This window comes from Pseudomonas sp. SH10-3B (assembly GCF_019891415.1).
GTDB lineage: Bacteria > Pseudomonadota > Gammaproteobacteria > Pseudomonadales > Pseudomonadaceae > Aquipseudomonas.
Genome location: NZ_JAFLXD010000045.1, coordinates 18,710 through 40,017 on the forward strand (window position 1 = coordinate 18,710; position 21,308 = coordinate 40,017).

17 protein-coding genes are annotated in these 21,308 nt (G+C 61.8%); 12 read left to right on the plus strand and 5 right to left on the minus strand.

Going from position 1 to position 21,308, the window contains the following annotated elements:
• Positions 1–11: 11 nt before the first annotated feature.
• Entirely contained in the window at positions 12–5,927 is a 5,916-nt protein-coding gene (locus J1G35_RS25170) for a DUF4329 domain-containing protein (protein WP_223016318.1), read from the minus strand.
• A 296-nt stretch (positions 5,928–6,223) separates the two neighbouring features.
• On the opposite strand from J1G35_RS25170, the gene urtA reads away from it, so the two are divergent.
• The 11 genes from urtA (at position 6,224) to ureC (ending at position 16,249) form a co-directional block, all read left to right on the plus strand.
• The gene (urtA, locus tag J1G35_RS25175) at positions 6,224–7,489 is read left to right on the plus strand and encodes an urea ABC transporter substrate-binding protein (protein ID WP_053134568.1); all 1,266 of its coding nucleotides are present in this window, start codon (positions 6,224–6,226) and stop codon (positions 7,487–7,489) included.
• A gap of 154 nt (positions 7,490–7,643) precedes the next feature.
• Positions 7,644–9,146 (plus strand): urea ABC transporter permease subunit UrtB, encoded by a 1,503-nt coding sequence (gene urtB / locus J1G35_RS25180; RefSeq protein WP_223016319.1) that lies wholly within the window; start codon positions 7,644–7,646, stop codon positions 9,144–9,146.
• Positions 9,146–10,213: an urea ABC transporter permease subunit UrtC gene (urtC, locus tag J1G35_RS25185; protein WP_053134562.1), complete on the plus strand. Its 1,068-nt coding sequence runs from the start codon at positions 9,146–9,148 to the stop codon at positions 10,211–10,213. Before urtB ends, urtC begins: the two co-directional genes overlap by 1 nt.
• Positions 10,210–11,043 carry an urea ABC transporter ATP-binding protein UrtD gene (gene urtD / locus J1G35_RS25190; protein WP_223016320.1) on the plus strand — a complete coding sequence of 278 codons (834 nt, stop codon included), beginning with the start codon at positions 10,210–10,212 and terminating at the stop codon, positions 11,041–11,043. Before urtC ends, urtD begins: the two co-directional genes overlap by 4 nt.
• A gap of 12 nt (positions 11,044–11,055) precedes the next feature.
• Positions 11,056–11,754 carry an urea ABC transporter ATP-binding subunit UrtE gene (urtE, locus tag J1G35_RS25195; protein WP_053134556.1) on the plus strand — a complete coding sequence of 233 codons (699 nt, stop codon included), beginning with the start codon at positions 11,056–11,058 and terminating at the stop codon, positions 11,752–11,754.
• A 33-nt stretch (positions 11,755–11,787) separates the two neighbouring features.
• The gene (locus J1G35_RS25200) at positions 11,788–12,627 is read left to right on the plus strand and encodes an urease accessory protein UreD (RefSeq protein WP_053134553.1); all 840 of its coding nucleotides are present in this window, start codon (positions 11,788–11,790) and stop codon (positions 12,625–12,627) included.
• Positions 12,628–12,772: 145 nt separating this feature from the next.
• The gene (ureA, locus tag J1G35_RS25205; protein ID WP_003171437.1) at positions 12,773–13,075 is read left to right on the plus strand and encodes an urease subunit gamma; all 303 of its coding nucleotides are present in this window, start codon (positions 12,773–12,775) and stop codon (positions 13,073–13,075) included.
• 9 nt (positions 13,076–13,084) lie between these two features.
• Positions 13,085–13,597 carry a GNAT family N-acetyltransferase gene (locus tag J1G35_RS25210; RefSeq protein ID WP_053134550.1) on the plus strand — a complete coding sequence of 171 codons (513 nt, stop codon included), beginning with the start codon at positions 13,085–13,087 and terminating at the stop codon, positions 13,595–13,597.
• A gap of 5 nt (positions 13,598–13,602) precedes the next feature.
• On the plus strand, positions 13,603–14,136 hold the full coding sequence (locus J1G35_RS25215) for a GNAT family N-acetyltransferase (protein ID WP_053134547.1): 534 nt from the start codon (positions 13,603–13,605) through the stop codon (positions 14,134–14,136).
• On the plus strand, positions 14,133–14,438 hold the full coding sequence (locus J1G35_RS25220) for an urease subunit beta (RefSeq protein ID WP_065947146.1): 306 nt from the start codon (positions 14,133–14,135) through the stop codon (positions 14,436–14,438). The genes J1G35_RS25215 and J1G35_RS25220 overlap by 4 nt, the downstream gene beginning before the upstream one ends.
• Before the next feature lie 110 nt (positions 14,439–14,548).
• Positions 14,549–16,249 carry an urease subunit alpha gene (gene ureC, locus J1G35_RS25225; protein WP_053134545.1) on the plus strand — a complete coding sequence of 567 codons (1,701 nt, stop codon included), beginning with the start codon at positions 14,549–14,551 and terminating at the stop codon, positions 16,247–16,249.
• 46 nt (positions 16,250–16,295) lie between these two features.
• On the opposite strand, the gene J1G35_RS25230 is transcribed toward ureC, so the two are convergent.
• A complete protein-coding gene (locus tag J1G35_RS25230; protein ID WP_223016321.1) occupies positions 16,296–17,234 on the minus strand; it encodes a DnaJ C-terminal domain-containing protein in 939 nt (312 codons plus the stop codon).
• 237 nt (positions 17,235–17,471) lie between these two features.
• On the opposite strand from J1G35_RS25230, the gene J1G35_RS25235 reads away from it, so the two are divergent.
• Positions 17,472–18,740, plus strand: coding sequence for an Hsp70 family protein (locus J1G35_RS25235; protein ID WP_223016322.1), 1,269 nt, complete (start codon positions 17,472–17,474; stop codon positions 18,738–18,740).
• Between the two features lie 140 nt (positions 18,741–18,880).
• Here the strand turns inward: J1G35_RS25235 and J1G35_RS25240 are convergent, their stop codons facing one another.
• From J1G35_RS25240 to J1G35_RS25250, 3 genes are all read right to left on the minus strand, one after another.
• Positions 18,881–19,894, minus strand: coding sequence for an AI-2E family transporter (locus J1G35_RS25240; protein ID WP_012721958.1), 1,014 nt, complete (start codon positions 19,892–19,894; stop codon positions 18,881–18,883).
• 176 nt (positions 19,895–20,070) lie between these two features.
• On the minus strand, positions 20,071–20,370 hold the full coding sequence (locus J1G35_RS25245; RefSeq protein WP_024073127.1) for a PsiF family protein: 300 nt from the start codon (positions 20,368–20,370) through the stop codon (positions 20,071–20,073).
• Between the two features lie 70 nt (positions 20,371–20,440).
• Positions 20,441–21,229 carry a helix-turn-helix transcriptional regulator gene (locus J1G35_RS25250; RefSeq protein ID WP_223016323.1) on the minus strand — a complete coding sequence of 263 codons (789 nt, stop codon included), beginning with the start codon at positions 21,227–21,229 and terminating at the stop codon, positions 20,441–20,443.
• Positions 21,230–21,308 lie beyond the last annotated feature (79 nt).

A 21,308-nucleotide genomic window follows, 5' to 3' on the forward strand; every position in this document is an offset into this window, starting at 1 on the left:
AAGGCCCTGGCTTACAACTCATCCCGGTCGCGCATCCCCAGTGCTTCATCGATCTGGGTTTCTTCGGTTGAGCTGCGTGGGTCTACCTGAGCTTCCAGCAGGCGCCCCTCGTACCTCCAGAAATCATCCCGATCCAGTACAACAAGCTGTCCGCTACCGGTCAGGTCTTTCAGGAAATCACTGGGCTGAGACCCCACACCCCGCACCATGACTTCGTCTTCCATCGGCGAATAACTCGGAATGTATTTGAGTAGCGCCCCTTCGCGAACCGACACGTAAACACTTACCCCTCGCCGCCCATACGCACGTAACGCACGCATGAACAAGCTGAGGAGTGCCGGGCCGACAAAGTTGTTTATCAGCCGCTGCTCATTGGGATCGTTGCTTTGAGTGCTTGGCATGGCACTGTAGACAAGCTGGGCGGCGACCACTTGATAACCCGTCGGGAATACCGGTGCTGGCACCGGGCGGCCAACCGGCGGCACCAGCGGCTGTATTGGCCCATGGTGCCCGGTATAGAAAAGAGCCAGTTGCTGCGCCAGACCGAGACCGGCTACCTGCGGCAACGTGGCGACAAACGAGATGCGCGTGCTATTGCTCAGCACCGCAGCCAGATACTCCTGGCCCCGATACGGCGCAAGACCGCGCTGCAAACCTCGGGCCGCATCGTCGGGATGGGAAAACAGCGGACTGCAGGCCTGCCAGAGTTCATAGAAACCCTGTCCCCTGCCTGGTTGCCAATCGGCGGAAACCCGCGTCGTTCCAGACCAGACCCGGCCCTCGATCAACACGTCCAGATTGCCCTTGGCAACCAGGCTGCGCACATAGTCGAGCATACGGGTTTCACCCTGCAGCAACTGCTGGCGCAATGTCTGCAAGGTGCCGAGAGTGTCCAGTTGCTCATCGGTGCTGAGGTACTGATACCTGAGCAGCCCGCCGTCCGGGCACGACAGGTAGAATCTGAGTTTCTTGTCCTTGAGCGCGTGAAGGCAAAAGCGTAGACCCGTATCAAAATCCGTGGGCAGGAAGAATGCCTGGTGCAACGGGTCCTCCACCGGCGTCAGCAACTCACTGGTAGCGCAGAGGTAGAGACCTTCCAGGGTATACCCCTGGGGCAGCAGGCCCTGGGGGAACACCTGGCCATAGTCGCGATAGCTCTCACGCACCAGCGGCAGGCTGACCATATAAAGCCCCAACTTGTGCGACTTGAAGACGTAGCCGAACTGCACGTTCTCGCCGTGCCGGCAGTGCTCGTGGGCATAGCGTACCGCGTCCTCTTCCTGGGTGAAGAGCGGGCTGAACGGTGGGTCGGACAGGGAGTTCCTGATCCATAACGGCTCAGGCACATCGGCGTTGGCAGTAAAGGGCGTGGTGATCCGGCGTGGCGGCCCCCACACCTTGCTTCCCGTTACCACCCGCAATACACCGGCCTCGCCCACCCGGGTGACGAATTCGACCGGGGTCAGCGTGCCCTCGCGCATCTGGCGCTCGATAAGGTTGTCCAACAAGTCTGCACGTTGCGGGTGCAATGGCAGCAGGGCTTTTTTCAGCGCCCCCTCGAGGGCTGTGTGGCTACGGGTATAACTCAGCACACAGCCGTCAGTGCCTAACAGATACTCACGGGTCAGGTGCGTGTCTGGCGACTGCAGCGATGCGCTGATCACTCGGGTGGAAAGCATATTGCGGTAGACGTTCTTTTGCGTGACCTCCAGGGCAAACGGCAACTCACGCACGGGGCTGGTGCGGTAACGCGCGACAATCGTATGACCGGCTGGAAAACCTCCTGTGGGGATTACCTCATCGGGAAAAATCCACTTGGGATCGAAGTCTTCGCGCGGCACCTTCAGCGGTTCGGTGGCCACGAACAGGCCGTCCGGGCGTTTGAGCACCACGCCTCCCAGCAACCCATTATCGTGATTATCCAGGCGTGAGCAGACATGGCGCACCGCGTCATCCTGCTCCTGGAAAACCGGCCCCAGGCAACGCCGGATAAAATGCTCGTAGGGGTGCCATGTCGAGTTGTTTTTGCTTACCGGCCCTCGTCGATCCCAGCACTGGCTGCTGTACAACACCCGCAGGTCACCGGCCTTGGCGATCAGCGTGACATACCGGCGGATATCCAGGGTGCCGCTACGCAGGTTCATGCCCTGGATCGTCACATCGTCTCCATTGTTGACCGACGTGAGCAATGAAGAGGCCTGGGGTTGATAACGCAACAAGGCGCCATCGAGGGTCGACACATACACCGGCAACACGTCGGGGCCCGAAGAAGATCGCGGCAAATACCGGGCATCTTCTTCGGCACGCAACAACAACTCGGGGGTGACAAAGAACTGGGTCAGCCAGCCCTCGGAAGTCGGCAGCCCCACGGGTAGCCATTGCTGTGAATACAGCAGGCCCTTGAGTACAAACCCCTTGGCGAAATCGCCACCGGCCAGATACCCGGCGCCCCTGGAGGAGTCGCTCAGCCAACGCCCGGGCGGCTTGATCGGCAACAGCTCGCTGACCACATATTCTTCGTGTTCAGGGTGCTTGAGAATGTAGGCCGTCGCTGCCTGCGCATCCAGGTTCCTGCCGTACCAGCGCACGTGAGCATTGAGTGCCGCTGCGTCCTGGCTACTGAAGATCGCCCCAAACGCCGGGGTTTGCAGATCGACCTGGGCATACTCGAAGTTGGGCGTCCAGTCGCTGTAGACCCTGCCGCGCGGCCCCCACAACAGGCTCCTGACCAGCACTTGCAGACTACCCGCATCCGCCAGGCGGCTAACGATGTCAACCGGCTTGAGCTTGCCGGTTTCCAGGCGCTCGAAATAACCATGCTGGCCGGGCTCGCGGGTGGTGTTGCTCAGCACCAGCAACTCATTGGCTGAGCCGCTGGGGGTGTAGCCGATCAGGTTGTTCGGCGAACCGCTCAGGTAGGCCGGCAGGCGGGATTCAATCACCGCCCGGATCTCCACATCTGAGAACATTGTGGCATTGACCTCAAGGTCCGCAAGGGTCCAGTCAAGGCGCCGCTGGCGGGCCAGGTCACTCAAGGACACCGCCCCATGGGAAGCGTAGCGCGCATGAATCTCATGGCCCACCGGTGGCACCAGCAAACCACCGCCCGGTCTCGGGAGCAGCAGGTCTGAGGAAAAGCCGCCGCCATGAATGGTCACAGGTTCGGTGAACACAAATCGCCCGTCTGGCCTTTTGAGAATGTACCCACCAAAGGCCGTCCCTCGGCGAAAGCCGATCTTCTCGTGGGCATGGCGCGCGGCATCATCCGCCGTCAGGAATGCCGCACTCAGCAACGTGGTACCCGAACCCAGCGGCAGACGCTCGCCGTCATGCATCGGCCCCAGTACGTTCCATAAATCGCCCTGCTGAATGACGTCCAACTCGCCCGCACGGATCACCCGGTGCACGAACTCCAGGGACGACAACGTGCCGTCGAGCAGTGCCGCCTGGTTGCCTTTGTCGGTCACCGTCTGGCCGGCCACGGTAAACAGTTCGTTGGCAGCGTCCGCACTCGGCACCTGCCACTGCAGCAGCGCCCGGTCAGGGGTTTGCAGATACAACTTGAGCCCCAACTCGGCGATCTGCAACCTGGAGGTAGCGAGGGCCTGGGCCATGGCCTCCACCCAAACCGCAGGTGGGGCAAACCGCTTGTACAGCCAGGCTTCATTGGCCGGTAACGGACTCAGCTCGGCGGCGAACACGTTACGGTAAATGCCAACCAGGCGATAATTTGAGGGCAGTTTTGCCTGACCGTTGGCACGGGCTGGGAACAGACTGGCCAGGGTTATGCCTGCTGCAACCGGTAGGGTAGCGATATAGCTCGGGGCGTTCTGATGCTTGAGTACAAAGCCCTGGTAAGCGCCCGCCGGCATGCCATTGATATGGTTCAGGGCGATCACCGCGGCGACATGCCCCGTGTTGGCCTGCGGCGTAAAGAACGGCTGCTCCTGCACGGTACCGTTGGGGACGACCGGATCGCCGACCCGCCACCCTCTGGCGACACGACCGCGAACACCGCCCCAGACACGGTTGGGCAACACCACCCGCAGGTCGCCCGCATCGGCAAAATTCCAGATAGTCCCTTCAAACTCCGTGATCGGCGGGATCTGCATCTTACCGGTCAGTTGCTTGAGCAGCGTCTGTTCCGTCGTTGAACCACTGCTCACGTACTTAAGCAACGAGCCCTGCGGGCCCGACAGGTAATGGGCCGGGGCAAACGTGCGGTTGTCAATGACAAACGCCTGGTCGGCCGACGAAAAAAAACTGATAAATGTCGCCACTTGATCGGGAGTGAACTGAGTGAGCAACCCCTGCTCACCTTCAGAGTCCGCCGGGTGCGAGTGGTAAAAGGCGTAGCAGTTGAAGGCGGCCGGTGCAATGAAGTGGTCCTGCTCATCGGTGGCCATGATGGCGCGAAAATCAAACTGAATCGACTCACCGGACACCGGTTCCGTGGCGAAATAACGCGCGCCTTGTTGCAGCACCGCACCGCCATACTCCTTGTCGCGTCGATCGCCGATCCGGTTGTGAGCCCAGCGCGCAGCATCATCGGCCGTGACAAAGGGCGGACTCAATACGGGCTTGGGAACCCGCGAGATGGCTCGCCACTGTGGGTTGACCGGACCGAGCTTGTCCCAGATCTTGCCGGCCCGGATCACCGACAGAGCCCCGCCTGCCGCCACGCGCAGGACGAAGTCCCGAGGGCGCAGCGTACCCGCGAGCAGCGCCGAATCAATCTGGTTATCCACCACCTGACCGTCCGGCTCGACGCGAAACAGTTCAGCCTCGGCAGTCGAGAACGCACACCTGTATTGCAACAACGCCCCATCATTGAGGTTGCGATAGAAAAACAGCCGACGCTCCGGCCCCAGCAAATCCCTGGACTGGAATCCATGGTAAAGCTGGATCGCCAACTCCTGCGGGCTAAAAAAGTTACGGTACAGCCACGCTTCCTTGGGCGCGAGACGCAGGGGCACCGGGGGCCGCCCCAGATACACAGCGACCCAATGGAAGCGCTCGTGTGACACGCGGCTACCATCCGGCGTGCGCGGGAACAGTTGCTGGATGGACACCGGAACCGGCCCACCGGCCGGGGGCTCGACCAGCACATAGTCTTCTTTGTTGGCATCCTTGAGGATGAAGGTGCGCTGTGGATCGCCTTGCTGCAACACGGCCAGCAGGGCATCAAGCCCGGCGTACACGGGCCCGCAGGCCGGCAGCTCGTAGGTACGCGAGACAAAGGCTGTAAACGGCCGCCATTGTCTGGGCACTGTTCCTGTCGAGCCGCCCCACAACGCACTGGGAACCACGATGGACAACTGGCTGACGCTGGCGGCCTTCTTGAAGAAGCTCTCCGGGCTGTTATCGGCCGGGCCATCCGCATGACCGAAGTGCAGCTTTTTCTCGAGCCACACACCAAAACGCTGCTCCTCAGCCGAACCGGTGGTGACATGCTTGAGCAACCCGCCATCGGGGCCAGACAGATAAGAGGCCGAAAAAAAACCTCGCTCCAGAATATTGATGGTCAGGTCAATATCCGAAAAAAAGCCATTCAGCCCTCTGACCTGACGCTCGGAAAACTCCGGGTTATTGACTTTAAACTCATCGAACATATCGGGGTGAGAGTGGTAGTCGGCCACGCACCGATAGCCTGGTGGGTGCAGGTACTGGCCATTGCTGTCGACTTTCAGCACCTTCCAGTGATCGAAGCTGTTGCGCTCGCCCGCTATCGGCTTGGTGGCATAGAAGTAGCCGTCCGCCAGGCTCTCCAGGATCACCCCGCCATACTCCATATCGCGCCGGCTGCCGATCTGTTGATGGGCATAACGAGCCGCATCATCCATGGTGACAAAGGCCGGTCCCACTGGCGGCAGTACCGCATCCGACTTCAAGTCGCCGCCGAGCCAACCGCGTTTAGGTCGTTCCATGACATCCCCTCAAATTTGCCCTGACCAGACGCTGGCCAGGGTCGCGACGATGTTCACCGTTGGCGCGAACGCGAGGGCGCTAAATAGTTATCCAGCGGGTCACACGCACTGCCCCGTTCGGGCGCGCGCCGCGCACCAACACACAAACCAGGCCCTCACTTGGTGCAGCGCGACTTGCCTGTCCAGTCGATTGCCCGCGCAACAGCGTGGTGCAGGCACTAGGCACAGCCTTTGCAAACACTCCAGTAACCGCCGTACCTACGCCCATAAAAATGTTGAGTTCTGGAGATCGCACCATGAAGCGTCGCAGCTTGATCAAGGCTTTCACCCTGTCAGCCTCCATTGTCGCCATGGGCCTGACCTGGACCGTGCAGGCCGCAGAGACCATCAAGGTCGGCATCCTGCACTCGCTGTCCGGGACCATGGCCATCTCCGAAACGTCCCTCAAGGACATGGCGCTGATGACCATCGACGAAATCAATGCCAAGGGTGGGGTGAACGGCAAGATGCTTGAACCGGTGGTCGTCGACCCCGCATCGAACTGGCCGCTGTTCGCGGAAAAGGGCCGGCAGTTGCTGACCCAGGACAAGGTCGCCGTGGTGTTTGGCTGCTGGACCTCGGTGTCGCGCAAATCGGTATTGCCGGTGTTCGAAGAACTCAACGGCCTGCTGTTCTACCCGGTGCAATACGAGGGTGAAGAGATGTCGCCGAACGTGTTCTACACCGGTGCGGCGCCGAACCAGCAGGCGATCCCGGCGGTGGAATACCTCATGAGCGAAGAAGGCGGCAGCGCCAAGCGTTTCTTCCTGCTCGGCACCGACTACGTGTACCCGCGCACCACCAACAAGATCCTGCGCTCGTTCCTGCACTCCAAAGGCGTAGCGGATAAAGATATCGAAGAGGTCTACACCCCATTCGGCCACGCCGATTACCAGACCATCGTTGCCAACATCAAGAAGTTCTCCGCGGGCGGCAAGACAGCGGTGATTTCCACCGTGAACGGCGACTCCAACGTGCCGTTCTACAAGGAGCTGGCCAACCAGGGCTTGAAGGCCACCGACGTACCGGTCGTGGCCTTCTCCGTGGGCGAAGAAGAACTGCGCGGCATCGACACCAAGCCACTGGTGGGCAACCTGGCGGCCTGGAACTACTTCCAGTCGGTGGAGAACCCCGTGAACACCAAGTTCGTCGCCGACTGGAAAGCCTATGCCAAGAAACACAACCTGCCGGGCGCGGACAAAGCCGTGACCAACGACCCGATGGAAGCCACCTACGTGGGCATCCACATGTGGGCGCAGGCGGCGGAGAAAGCCAAGTCCACCGACGTCGATAAAGTGCGTGAAGCGCTGGCCGGCCAGACCTTCGCCGCGCCGTCGGGCTTCACCCTGACCATGGACAAGACCAACCACCACCTGCACAAGCCGGTGATGATCGGCGAGATCCAATCCGATGGGCAGTTCTCGGTGGTGTGGCAGACCCAGGAGCCGATCCGGGCGCAGCCGTGGAGCCCGTACATTCCGGGCAATGACAAGAAGCCGGACTATGCGGTGAAGAGCAACTAAGTCTCACGACAGATCAAAAATGTGGGAGGGGCGGTGCGACGATTCGACTTGCCCCCGATAGCTGAGTGTCAGGCACTGCATGTGCTGACTGATGCACCGCAATCGGGGGCAAGCCCCCTCCCACAATTGACCGCGTACGATCAGGACAATTTGTATGCCCACTGCCCTGCACCGTTTCATCCTCACGGCCCTGCTATTGCTGCCTTTGGCGGCCCATGCCGGCGACGCCGAAGACTTCCTGGCCGCCAACCCGACGCAACAAGCCAAGCTGCTCCAGGACTGGGCCGCCCAGCCCGACCCGGCGCGCATCGAGTTGGTGGACGCCCTGCAACAAGGTCAGCTCACGCTCAACAGCGAGACCAAGACCGTGCGCCTGAACAACCGCCTGCGCGGCCTGATCGATAACGTGCAAGCCAGCCAGCAACTGCTCGCCGCCGACCCCAAGGTGCGCCTGGCTGCGGCACGCACCCTGCAAAAAAGCGCGCAACCTGCGCAACTCAAATTCCTCGACCAGCAGGTCGCCGCCGAGACCAACGAGGACGTGCACACCGCCCTCAGCCTGGCGCTGGCCAATCTGCAACTGGTAGACACCGACCCGGCCGTGCGCCTGGCTGCCGTGCGCCTGCTTGGCAGTACCGGCGACCCGCTGGCCCGCACCCGCCTCGAAGCGCTGCTGGCGCCCGGTGTGGAAACCGACGCCGCCGTGCACACCGCCGCCGAGACCAGCCTGGCCCAGGTCAAACGCAAACTGATGCTGGGCGAGATCCTCGGCCAGGCCTTCAGCGGCATGTCCCTGGGCTCGATCCTGCTGCTGGCGGCCCTGGGCCTGGCGATCACCTTCGGCCTGCTCGGTGTGATCAACATGGCCCACGGCGAGATGCTGATGCTCGGCGCCTACTCCACCTATGTGGTGCAACTACTGATGCAGCGCTACGTGCCGGCGGCCATCGAGTTCTACCCGCTGATCGCGCTGCCGGTGGCGTTCTTCGTCACCGCCGCCATCGGCATGGCCCTGGAACGCACGGTGATTCGTCACCTGTACGGACGGCCATTGGAAACCCTGCTCGCCACCTGGGGCATCAGCCTGATGCTGATCCAACTGGTGCGCCTGGTGTTTGGTGCGCAGAACGTCGAGGTGGCCAACCCGCAGTGGCTGTCGGGTGGCATTCAAGTGCTGCCCAACCTGGTGCTGCCGTACAACCGCATCGTGATCATCGCCTTCGCACTGTTTGTGGTGGTGCTGACGTGGCTGCTGCTGAACAAGACCCGCCTGGGCCTCAACGTGCGCGCCGTCACCCAGAACCGCAACATGGCCGCCTGCTGCGGCGTGCCCACCGGGCGTGTGGACATGCTCGCCTTTGGCCTGGGCTCCGGCATCGCCGGGCTTGGCGGGGTGGCGCTGAGCCAGATCGGCAACGTCGGTCCGGACCTGGGCCAGAGCTACATCATCGACTCGTTCCTGGTGGTGGTGCTCGGCGGTGTCGGCCAGTTGGCCGGTAGCGTCATGGCGGCGTTTGGCTTGGGTATCGCCAACAAGATCCTGGAACCACAGATCGGTGCCGTGCTCGGCAAGATCCTGATCCTCGCGCTGATCATTCTGTTTATCCAGAAACGCCCGCAGGGACTCTTCGCACTGAAAGGACGGGTGATCGACTGATGAACCAGCCACTGATGCTTACGGCCGCACAAAAGGCCGGCCCCAAGGTGACGATTGCAGTCGGCGCGGTGGTGCTGCTCCTGCTGCTGGCCCTGCCGTTGTGTTCGCTGCTGTCACCGGAAAACCCGCTGCATGTATCGGCCTACACCCTGACACTGGTGGGCAAGATCCTCTGCTACGCCATCGTCGCCCTGGCCTTGGACCTGGTGTGGGGTTATGCCGGGATGTTGTCCCTGGGCCACGGCCTGTTCTTTGCCCTCGGCGGTTATGCGATGGGCATGTACCTGATGCGCCAGGCGTCCGGCGACGAGCTGCCGGCGTTCATGACCTTTTTGTCGTGGACCGAATTGCCCTGGTATTGGGTCGGCACCGAGCACTTCCTCTGGGCCCTGTGCCTGGTGGTATTGGCGCCGGGCGTGCTGGCGCTGGTGTTCGGCTTTTTTGCGTTCCGCTCGCGGATCAAGGGCGTGTATTTCTCGATCATGACCCAGGCGCTGACCTTTGCCGGGATGCTGTTGTTCTTTCGCAACGAGACCGGGTTCGGCGGCAATAACGGCTTCACCAACTTCCGCAGCATCCTCGGTTTCGGCATTACCGAACCAGGCACACGGGCCGTGCTGTTCGTGGCCACGGTGGTGTTGCTGGTGGCGAGTCTTTACATCGGCTGGCGCCTGGCCCAGAGCAAGTTCGGCCGGGTGCTGACCGCCCTGCGCGATGCCGAGAACCGCCTGATGTTCTGCGGCTACGACCCACGCGGCTTCAAGCTGTTCGTGTGGGTGTTGAGCGCGGTGTTGTGTGGCTTGGCAGGAGCGTTGTACGTGCCGCAAGTGGGCATCATCAACCCGAGTGAAATGTCGCCGACCAACTCCATCGAAGCCGCCGTGTGGGTAGCCCTGGGCGGGCGTGGCACGCTGATCGGGCCGTTGCTCGGCGCCGGCGTGGTCAATGGCATGAAGAGCTGGTTCACCGTGGCCTTCCCGGAGTACTGGCTGTTCTTCCTTGGGGCACTGTTCATCATCGTCACCCTATACCTGCCCAAGGGCGTTATCGGGCTGTTGAAGAAATGAGGAACGTCATGCTCGAACCTATTTTCGATGCGGGCAGCGGCCGCGATGCGATCGGCATCGGCCAGGCCGCAGGCACCGGCCTGAACACCCGCCACGGCACCATCCTGACCCTCGAAGACATCAGCGTCAGCTTCGACGGTTTCAAGGCGCTCAACGACTTGAACCTGTACATCGGCGTCGGCGAATTGCGTTGCATCATCGGCCCCAACGGCGCGGGCAAAACCACCCTGATGGACGTGATCACCGGCAAGACCCGGCCCAGCCACGGCAAGGCCTGGTTTGGCGAAACCCTCGATTTGACCAGCATGAGCGAAGTGCAGATCGCCCAGGCCGGCATCGGCCGCAAGTTCCAGAAACCCACGGTGTTCGAAGCCCTGAGCGTGTTCGAAAACCTGGAGTTGGCGCAGAAGACCGACAAGTCGGTGTGGGCCAGCCTGCGTGCACGCCTGAGCGGGGAGCAAAAGGATCGTATCAATGAAGTGCTCGATACCATCCGCCTCACCGCTTCGGTGCATCGGCCCGCTGGGCTGCTCTCCCACGGGCAAAAGCAGTTCCTGGAAATCGGCATGCTGCTGATGCAAGACCCGCAACTGTTGCTGCTGGACGAACCGGTGGCGGGCATGACCGACGCCGAAACCGAATTCACCGCCGAACTGTTCAAGCGCCTGGCGGGCAAGCATTCGCTGATGGTGGTGGAACACGACATGGGTTTTGTCGGCTCGATTGCCGACCACGTGACCGTGTTGCATCAAGGCAGCGTGCTGGCCGAAGGGTCGCTGGAACAGGTGCAGGAAAATGAGCGGGTGATCGAGGTGTACCTCGGTCGCTAAGGAGAACTGAACATGCTGCAAGTCGACAAGCTGCACCAGTACTACGGCGGTAGCCACATCCTGCGCGGGCTGTCCTTTGACGTGAAGATCGGCGAAGTCACCTGTCTGCTCGGGCGTAACGGCGTGGGCAAGACCACCCTGCTCAAATGCCTGATGGGCCTGCTGCCGGCCAAAGAAGGCGTGGTGAACTGGGAAGGCAAGCCCATCACCGGCTTCAAGCCACACCAGCGGGTGCACGCCGGCATCGCCTACGTGCCCCAGGGTCGGGAGATTTTCGGGCGGCTGACGGTGGAAGAAAACCTGCTGATGGGCCTGTCGCGTTTTCCCGGTTCCGAAGCCAAGGAAGTGCCGGCGTTTATCTATGAACTGTTCCCGGTTTTGCTGCAAATGAAGCACCGGCGCGGCGGCGATTTGTCCGGCGGCCAGCAACAACAGTTGGCCATCGGCCGCGCCCTGGCCAGCCGCCCGCGCCTGTTGATCCTCGATGAACCCACCGAAGGCATCCAGCCGTCGGTGATCAAGGAGATCGGCGCAGTGATCAAGAAACTCGCGGCGCGCGGCGACATGGCAATCCTGTTGGTGGAGCAGTTCTACGACTTTGCCGCCGAACTGGCTGACCAGTACCTGGTGATGTCGCGCGGGGAAATCGTCCAGCAGGGCCGTGGTGAAAATATGCAAAGCGAGGGTGTGCGCGGTTTGGTTACCATCTAACCTGTAGCGTCCTAACGATAAGCACAAGAAACCATGAACCTGCCCGTTTCCCCTGCCCTGTTCACCCCCAGCTGGCACGCCGAGCTGGAACTCGGCTACGCGCGTTTCGGCGACACCACGCGCCCGGTGATGCGCCGCCACCTCGGCCCGCTGCGGGTGCAAAAGCACCTGTACGCCGAAGGCCCCGAGGTGTGCCAGCACATCATCGTGCACCCACCTGGCGGGATTGCCGGCGGTGATCGCCTGGACATCCGCGCCCATGTCGCCGAGGGCGCCTGGGCCCAGTTGACCAGCCCCGGTGCCGCCAAGTGGTATCGCGCCAGCGGCCCGGCGTTTCAGACGCTGGATTTAACCGTGGAGGCCGGCGCGACCCTGGAATGGCTGCCCCAGGAAACCATCGTGTTCAGCGCCGCCCAGGCCGAACTCAGCACGCGCATCGACCTGCACGGCGATGCCCGGTTGTTCTACTGGGACGTGATCGCCCTGGGGCGCCCGGCCAGTGGCGAGCGATTCGACCTGGGCCACTTTCAATCGCACCTGGATATCCGCCGCGACGGCCAGTTGCTCTGGCACGAGCGCCAGCGCATTGTGGGCGCCGACGGTCTGCTCGACTCGCCCATCGGCCTGGACGGCCAACCGGTATTCGCCACCCTGCTGGTGACCGGCGATATCGAGCCCGAATTACTCGAACACTGCCGCGCCCTGCCCCACGCCGTGCGCGGCGACCTGACCCAACTGCCCGGCTTGCTGGTCGCCCGCTGTCTGGCCAGCGAAGCGCTGCTGGCGCGGGGATGGTTGATTGATTTATGGAAATTGTTACGCCCCGCCATGTTTGGGCGAGAGGCGGTCGCACCACGAATCTGGAGCACATGAAGATCAACAGGTGGGAGGGGGCTTGCTCCCGATAGCGGTGGATCAGTGACAGATGTATTGCCTGACACTGCCCTATCGGGAGCAAGCCCCCTCCCACAGGGGATCTGCGGTGTTTTTATGAATGATGCTTGAAGGACCTTGAACCATGGACCTGACCCCACGGGAAAAAGACAAACTGCTGATCTTCACCGCCGGTTTGGTGGCCGAACGGCGCCTGGCGCGCGGTGTGAAGCTCAACTACCCGGAGACCATCGCCTACATCTCCGCCGCGCTGATGGAAGGCGCGCGCGATGGCCGCACCGTGGCCGACCTGATGCACTACGGCACCACCTTGCTCAGCCGTGAACAGGTGATGGAAGGCATCCCGGAAATGATCCCGGATATCCAGGTGGAAGCCACCTTCCCCGACGGCACCAAACTGGTGACCGTTCACCAGCCGATTGCGTGAGGGCTGGCCATGATTCGTGATGCAACCGAGCAAGACCTGCCGGCGATCCGCGACATCTACAACGACGCGGTACTCAACACCACGGCGATCTGGAACGAACAACCGGTCGACCTGGGCAACCGCCAGGCCTGGTTCAGCGCGCGCCAGGTCCAGGGGTATCCGATCCTGGTGGCGGTGGAGAACGACGAAGTCACCGGCTACGCCTCATTCGGCGATTGGCGCCCGTTCGAAGGCTTTCGCTACAGCGTCGAACACTCGGTGTACGTACGCAACGACCAGCGCGGCAAGGGCCTCGGCCCACGCCTGATGCAAACCCTGATCGAGCGCGCCCGCAGTGGCGGCAAACACGTAATGGTGGCGGCCATCGAAAGCGGCAACCTGGCCTCGATCCGCCTGCATGAACGCCTGGGTTTCGTCACCACCGGGCAAATGCCCCAAGTGGGCATCAAGTTCGGCCGCTGGCTGGACCTGACCTTTATGCAACTGACATTGAATCCGGGCGCGCAACCGCCCAAGGAGTGAGTTCGATGAACACCGCGCAACTGCGTCGAGTCAATGCTGAAAGTTTTGCCCACTACCGTCGGGGCCTGATCGAGCTGTTGCTGGATGCGGTCAGGCACGGTGCGTCGGTTGGCTTTATGTCCGACTTTGATGCGACTCAGGCCCGCGCCTATCTTGACGGCGTCCAGGCGAGCATTGAAGACGCCAGCCTGTTGCTGTGGGTGGTGGTGCGCGATGAACAGGTGATCGCCAGTGTGCAGTTGGCGCTGTGCCAGAAAGCCAACGGCCTGAACCGCGCCGAAGTGCAAAAGCTGCTGGTGCACAGCGAGGCTCGGCGCCATGGCCTTGGCCAGCAATTGATGAACGCCCTGGAACTCGCCGCACGCCAGCACAAGCGCGGCCTGCTGTACCTGGACACCGAAGCCGGCTCGCCTGCCGAAGCGTTCTACCAGTCGCTGCGCTACACCAAGATCGGTGAACTGCCCGACTACTGCCAAAGCCCGGACGGGCGCTACAGCCCGACCGCCATCTACTTCAAGACCCTGGGGCAACCTGCATGATTCCTGGCGAATATCAGATCCAGCCTGGCGAGATCGAACTCAACGTCGGCCGACGCACCGTCACCCTCAGCGTGGCCAACAGCGGCGACCGGCCGATCCAGGTGGGTTCGCACTACCATTTTTTCGAGACCAATGACGCACTGACGTTTGACCGTGCCTTGAGCCGTGGCATGCGCCTGAATATTCCGGCAGGCACGGCGGTGCGGTTCGAGCCGGGGCAGAGCCGTGAGGTCGAGCTGGTTGATTTGAGCGGCGGGCGGCGGGTGTTTGGGTTTGCCGGACGGATCATGGGCGACCTTTAGGGCCTCATCGGGGGCAGTCCCCTCCCACAGGGGAACGCATTCCAAAGGTGGGAGGGGGCTTGCTCCCGATAGCGATTTCACATTCAACACAAATATTTCAGGGCACACACATGAAAATCAGCCGCCAAGCCTACGCCGACATGTACGGCCCCACCGTCGGTGACAAGGTCCGCCTGGCCGACACCGAGCTGTTCGTCGAAGTCGAAAAAGACTTCACCGTCTACGGCGAAGAAGTGAAATTCGGCGGCGGCAAAGTCATCCGCGACGGCCAGGGCCAGAGCCAATTGCTCGCCCATGAAGTCGTCGACACCCTGATCACCAACGCGCTGATCATCGATCACTGGGGCATCGTCAAGGCCGACGTCGGTTTGAAGAACGGCCGCATTCACGCGATCGGCAAGGCCGGCAACCCGGACATCCAGCCCGGCGTGACCATGGCCATCGGCGCCAGCACCGAAGTGATCGCCGGTGAAGGCATGATCCTCACCGCTGGCGGCATCGACTCCCACGTGCACTTCATCTGCCCGCAGCAGATCGAAGAGGCGCTGACCAGCGGCGTCACCACCATGATCGGCGGCGGCACGGGGCCTGCCACCGGCACCAACGCCACCACCTGCACCTCGGGGCCTTGGCACCTGGCGCGCATGCTGCAAGCCAGCGACTCGTTCCCGATGAACATCGGTTTTACCGGCAAGGGCAACGCCAGCTTGCCCGAGCCGTTGATCGAGCAGGTCAAGGCCGGCGCCATCGGCTTGAAGCTGCACGAGGACTGGGGCACCACGCCCGCCAGCATCGACAACTGCCTGAGCGTCGCCGACCAGTACGACGTGCAGGTGGCGATCCACAGCGACACCCTCAACGAATCCGGCTTTGTCGAAACCACCCTGGCCGCGCTCAAGGGCCGCACCATCCACACCTACCACACCGAAGGTGCCGGTGGCGGCCACGCGCCGGACATCATCAAGGCCTGCGGCTTTCCCAACGTGCTGCCCAGCTCCACCAACCCGACGCGGCCGTTCACGCGCAACACCATCGACGAACACCTGGACATGTTGATGGTCTGCCATCACCTGGACCCGAGCATTGCCGAAGACGTGGCCTTCGCCGAAAGCCGCATCCGCCGCGAGACCATCGCCGCCGAAGACATCCTGCACGACCTCGGTGCGTTCTCGATGATCAGCTCCGACAGCCAGGCCATGGGCCGCGTCGGCGAAGTGATCACACGCACCTGGCAGACCGCCGACAAGATGAAGAAACAGCGCGGCGCCCTGCCCGGTGACGGCCCCGGCAACGACAACTTCCGCGCCAAGCGCTACATCGCCAAGTACACCATCAACCCGGCGATCACCCATGGCATCAGCCATATCGTCGGATCCATCGAAGTGGGCAAGTGGGCTGATCTGGTGCTGTGGCGTCCGGCGTTTTTCGGCATCAAGCCGACTCTGATCCTCAAGGGCGGCGCGATTGCGTCCAGCCTGATGGGCGATGCCAATGCGTCGATCCCCACCCCGCAGCCGGTGCATTACCGCCCGATGTTCGCCAGTTTTGGCAGCTCATTACATGCCACCAGCCTGACGTTTATCAGCCAGGCAGCGCTGGACGCGGGCTTGCCGCAAGCGCTGGGTTTGAAGAAGCAGATTGGGGTGGTGAAGGGCTGTCGCGACGTGCAGAAAACCGACCTGATCCACAACGATTACCTGCCGGACATCGAGGTGGATCCACAGACCTACCAAGTCAAGGCCGATGGCGTGCTGCTGTGGTGTGAGCCGGCGGATGTGTTGCCGATGGCGCAGCGGTATTTCCTGTTCTGACTTGAAACCTGTGGTGAGGGAGCTTGTGCCCTCACCACAAATCCCCTTAGAACTGCTCGCGCGGATTGAACGCGGCTTTTTTTGCCAGCTCCTGCCACAACGCCTTCACGTCGTCATCGCCTGCCGGTGGCATCACCGCCTTGAGCTGCACGTACAAGAAGCCACGCTGCCCGGCCTTGTTCAGCAAGCCGTGGCCCTTGGCACGCATGCGCTGGCCGTTCTGGCTGCCGGCAGGCACCTTGAGGTTGATCTTGCCGGTCAGGGTCGGCACTGCCACTTCCGCGCCCAGCGCCAATTCCCATGGTGCCAGCGGCAGGTTGATGATCAGGTTTTCGCCGTCCACTTCGAACTTGGGGTGCGGCGCAAACTTGATGATCAGGTAAAGATCGCCGTTGGCCCCACCGCCAACGCCCGGTGCGCCCTGGCCTTTGAGGCGGATACGCTCACCGTCGGCCACACCGGCGGGGATCTTCACGTTCAGGCTCTTGGTGGTGTTGCTGACATGCCGGCCCGAGGCGTCGTATTGCGGCACCTGAAAGGTGACCTGCTTGGACTCGGTGGACAGCGTCTCTTCGAGGAACACTGACAACTGCATCTCGACGTCCTGGCCTTTACGCCCGGTTGGACGACGCTGGCCGCCACCGAACGCATCGCCGCGACCGCCAAAGATCGAGCTGAAGAAGTCGGAGAAGTCTTCGGTGCCCTGGCCACCGCCAAAACCGCCACGGCTCTGCCAGCCTGGCGGGCCCTGGAATGGCTGGCCATGCTGGCCGTATTTGCGCAGTTCGTCGTATTCGGCGCGCTTGTCGGCGCTTTTAAGCGCTTCATAGGCTTCGGACGCGTCCTTGAACTTGGCTTCGGCGTCTTTTTCCTTGCTGACATCCGGGTGATATTTGCGCGCGAGCTTGCGATAGGCAGCCTTGATTTCCTTGTCATCGGCGGTCGGCTCGACACCCAGAATCTTGTAGTAGTCTTTGAAATCCATCGGCGGTTCACCATCCTTTATCGAGATCGCACAGACCGGGGCACAACGTGCGTTACCTTGCACCTGTAGAGTGTCGTGGCCGGGGGTGCGTCAAAGTGTTATCGGCGCTAGCCGTATGCACCAGATGTGGGGGCAAATGCTGAACTTTCAAGCACGATTTAACGGATGGTCGGCCTACGCATCCGCCCTCGACTGGCATACACTGCGCGGCCGTTTTTCAACCGGAACCCGATAGACATGAAAAACCCATCCCCAGCCCGTGCCTGCGGTATCGACTTCGGCACGTCCAACTCCACCGTCGGCTGGATACGCCCCGGCATGGAAACGCTTATCGCGCTGGAGGACGACAAGATCACCCTGCCGTCGGTGGTGTTCTTCAACTTCGAGGAGCGCCGCCCGGTCTACGGTCGCCTGGCCCTGCACGAATACCTGGAAAACTACGAAGGCCGGCTGATGCGCTCGCTCAAGAGCCTGCTGGGTTCCAAGTTGATCAAGCACGACACCAGCGTATTGGGCACGGCGATGCCGTTCACCGACCTGCTGGCGCTGTTTATCGGCCAACTCAAGAGCCGCGCCGAAGCCACCGCCGGCCGCGAGTTCGAAGAAGTGGTGCTGGGCCGCCCGGTATTCTTCGTTGATGACGACCCGATGGCCGACCAGGAAGCCGAAAACACCCTGGTCGACGTGGCGCGCAAGATCGGTTTCAAGGACATCTCGTTCCAGTACGAACCGATTGCCGCCGCCTTCGACTACGAGTCCACCATCGAGAAAGAAGAGCTGGTACTGATCGTCGACATCGGCGGCGGTACGTCAGACTTCTCGCTGGTGCGCCTGTCTCCGGACCGCCGCCACAACGACAACCGCCAGGACGACATCCTCGCCACCGGCGGCGTGCACATCGGCGGTACCGACTTCGACAAGCAACTGTCCCTGGCCGGCATGATGCCGCTGTTCGGCTACGGCAGCCGCATGAAAAGCGGTGCGTACATGCCCACCAGCCACCACATGAACCTCGCGACCTGGCACACCATCAACTCGGTGTACTCACAGAAATCCCAGCTGGCCCTGGGCAGCATGCGCTACGACATCGAGGACACCGGCGGCATCGACCGCCTGTTCAAGCTGATCGAACAGCGCGCCGGCCACTGGCTGGCCATGGAAGTGGAAGAGACCAAGATCCAACTGACCCACGACGACAACCGCCATGTGCTGCTGGACCGAGTCGAGCCCGGGCTGAGCGTGAACCTGAGCCGTACCTTGTTCGAATCGGCCATCGACGGCTTGCTGGAGCGCGTGCGCAACAGCGTGACGCAGTTGCTCACCGATGCTTCGGTGGCGGTGGCCCAGGTGGACACGGTGTTCTTTACCGGTGGTTCCAGCGGTATTCCAGCGCTGCGCCACAGCATCTCGGCCATGCTGCCGAATGCCCGGCATGTGGAAGGCAATATCTTTGGCAGCATTGGCAGCGGTTTGGCGATTGAGGCCAGCAAGCGCTACGGCTGCTGAGTGTCACCTGAAATACCGTGGTGACTTCATCGGGACAAGCCCCCTCCCACACTGACCGTGTTCACAAGTCGAGCTGTGTAAACACCGTAAATGTGGGAGGGGGCTTGCCCCCGATAGGGCCCGCCCAGGCAAAAGACGGCTTAAACCATTCCGCCGAGCTTGAGCTCACTCTTCAAATACGCGTAGTAAATCGGTCCCGCCACCACCCCCGGCAAACCAAACGCGGCTTCAAACACCAGCATCGCCAGAAGCAATTCCCACGACTTGGCACTGATCTGCCCGCCGACAATGCGCGCGTTGAGGAAGTACTCGACCTTGTGGATCACGATCAAATACCCCAGCGCCGCCACCGCCACCCAGATCGACAGCGACAGCGCGACGATGGTGATCAGGGTGTTGGACATCAGGTTGCCGATCACCGGCAGCAGGCCGAGCAGGAAGGTCAGCACGATCAGGGTCTTGGTCAGCGGCAGGTGAATACCGCACAACGGCAGCACCACGGCCAGGAAGATCGCGGTGAAGGCCGTATTGAGCGCGGCGATCTTGATCTGCGCGAAGACGATATTGCGAAAGGCCTGGACCAGCAGGTGCAGGCGGTCGAACAGCGCGGCTGCCAGGGGTTTGCGCTTGGTCAGGTCGGGCACGCGCTGCAGGGCGATGATCGCACCCAGCACCATGCCGATCAGCAGGGTGACGAACATGTGGGCGGCGTCTTTGCCGACCAGTTGCAGTTCGCTCAGGTGCTTGCTGAGCCAATCGCCGATGGCCACGCGAAATTCGGCCGCGCTGGCGGGCAGGTAGGCATCGAGGAACGGCGGCAACTGGCCGCGCGCGCGGTCGACCACACCCATGAATTTATCCAGGGAAGCACCGGGGTTTTCCGCTTCGTGAAGCAGGAAACTGATGGCGCCGGCGAAGATCAGGGCGAGCACGCTGACGATCAGGGTGCCGAGCAAGGCCACCGCCAGCCAGCGCGCACGCCGGCCTTCGATCAACCGTTGCAGTTGGGGGGTGAGCATGTTGACCAGTTCATAGACCAACAGGCCAGCCAGCAGGCTGGGCAGCAATTTCAGCGGCAATACCAGCAACAGTCCGCCGAAAATGATGATGTAGCTGGCCAGCAACAACACATGACGCTGAGAAAACGTTGGCATACAGCCTCAAAACGAACGGCGTTAAAGGATGTGTAGGAGCGAGCTTGCTCGCGAAGGTCGCCAACGATAACGCGTTTATTCTGAATAAACGCGGGGTAATTGCGTTCTTCGCGAGCAAGCTCGCTCCTACAGGGGGGCTGTGTACGAGTGTCGCAGCCTTCTATGGCCCGGGGCTATTATTTCTTCAGGCAAGTGCTCATAAAGGTCTTGCGCGCATCGCCGGTCAGCGCCTTGGTTTTGGCGTCGGCATTGCAGTCCTTCATCTTCTGCTGCTGCGGCGTGAGCGTCTTCGCATCATTGGCCGCCGGGGCCGACAGGCAGGTCTTCATGAAGGCCTTGCGCTCGTCGCCCTTGAGCGTCTTGGTGGTGGCTTCGGCATTGCAAGTGGTCATCTTGTTTTGCTGGGCGGTGGCGGCGAAGCCCTGGGAACACAGCAGCAGGCCCATCATCAACAACGGAATACGCAGCATCTTCATGGAGTTTCTCCCTGTTACCACGCCGAGGGGCGCGGCCTACACCGCAGTGTAGCCAAACCTTGTTACATCTTCATCGGCCACGAATATTCGTCCGCCGGTATTGCTCCGGGGTGCAGCCGGCCTGGCGTTGGAACATCGCGATAAACGCCGAGGCGCTGCTGTAGCCGAGGTCAAACGCCACATTTTGCACACTGCGCTCGCTGTCGAGGGCTTCGATGGCGGCGAGGTAGCGCAAGCGCTGGCGCCATTCGCCGAAGCTCATGCCCAGCTCGCGCACAAACTGCCGCGCCAGGGTGCGCTCGCTCACATGCACCTGCTCGGCCCAGTGCGCCAGGGGGCGGTTGTCACCGGGGTCGGCCTGCATGCCTTCCAACACGCCGAGCAGCCCCGGGTGGCGGGCGTAGGGCAGGAAACAATCGTGGATCGGCGCCTGCTTGAGCTGATCGACCAGCACGTGGGCCAGGCGAATATCGGCGTCGGTGTGCGGGATGTTGACGTCACGCTGGGCGAAGTCGCTGAGGATGGCCTTGAGGATTTCGCTGATCGCCAGGGTGCAAGGCTGCTTGGGCAATTGCTCGCAGAGTGACGGCGAAAGGCCCACCGAGCGGTAGACAATTGCCTGGGCGTTGTAGGAACTGTGTTCGGTATCGGGTGGGATCCACACCGCGTACTGCGGTGGCGACATAAAGCGGTTGCCGGCCACTTCCATGCGCATCACGCCACTGGCGGAGTAGTCCAGCGAGCCCCAGACATGCTGATGCGGGGTGCACTCAGTGTCGGGGGCAAAGTCGGAGTAGCGGAAGTACACGGGGCTTGGCAGGTGGCCAAAATCCGCGAGGCGTACGGTGTGCCTGGCCATATTGTCTGGATACAGAGGTCGTTTGTCTGGATCGCAGTATAGGCTTCGATCCAGACAAGAGATAATCCTTCCTCATCAA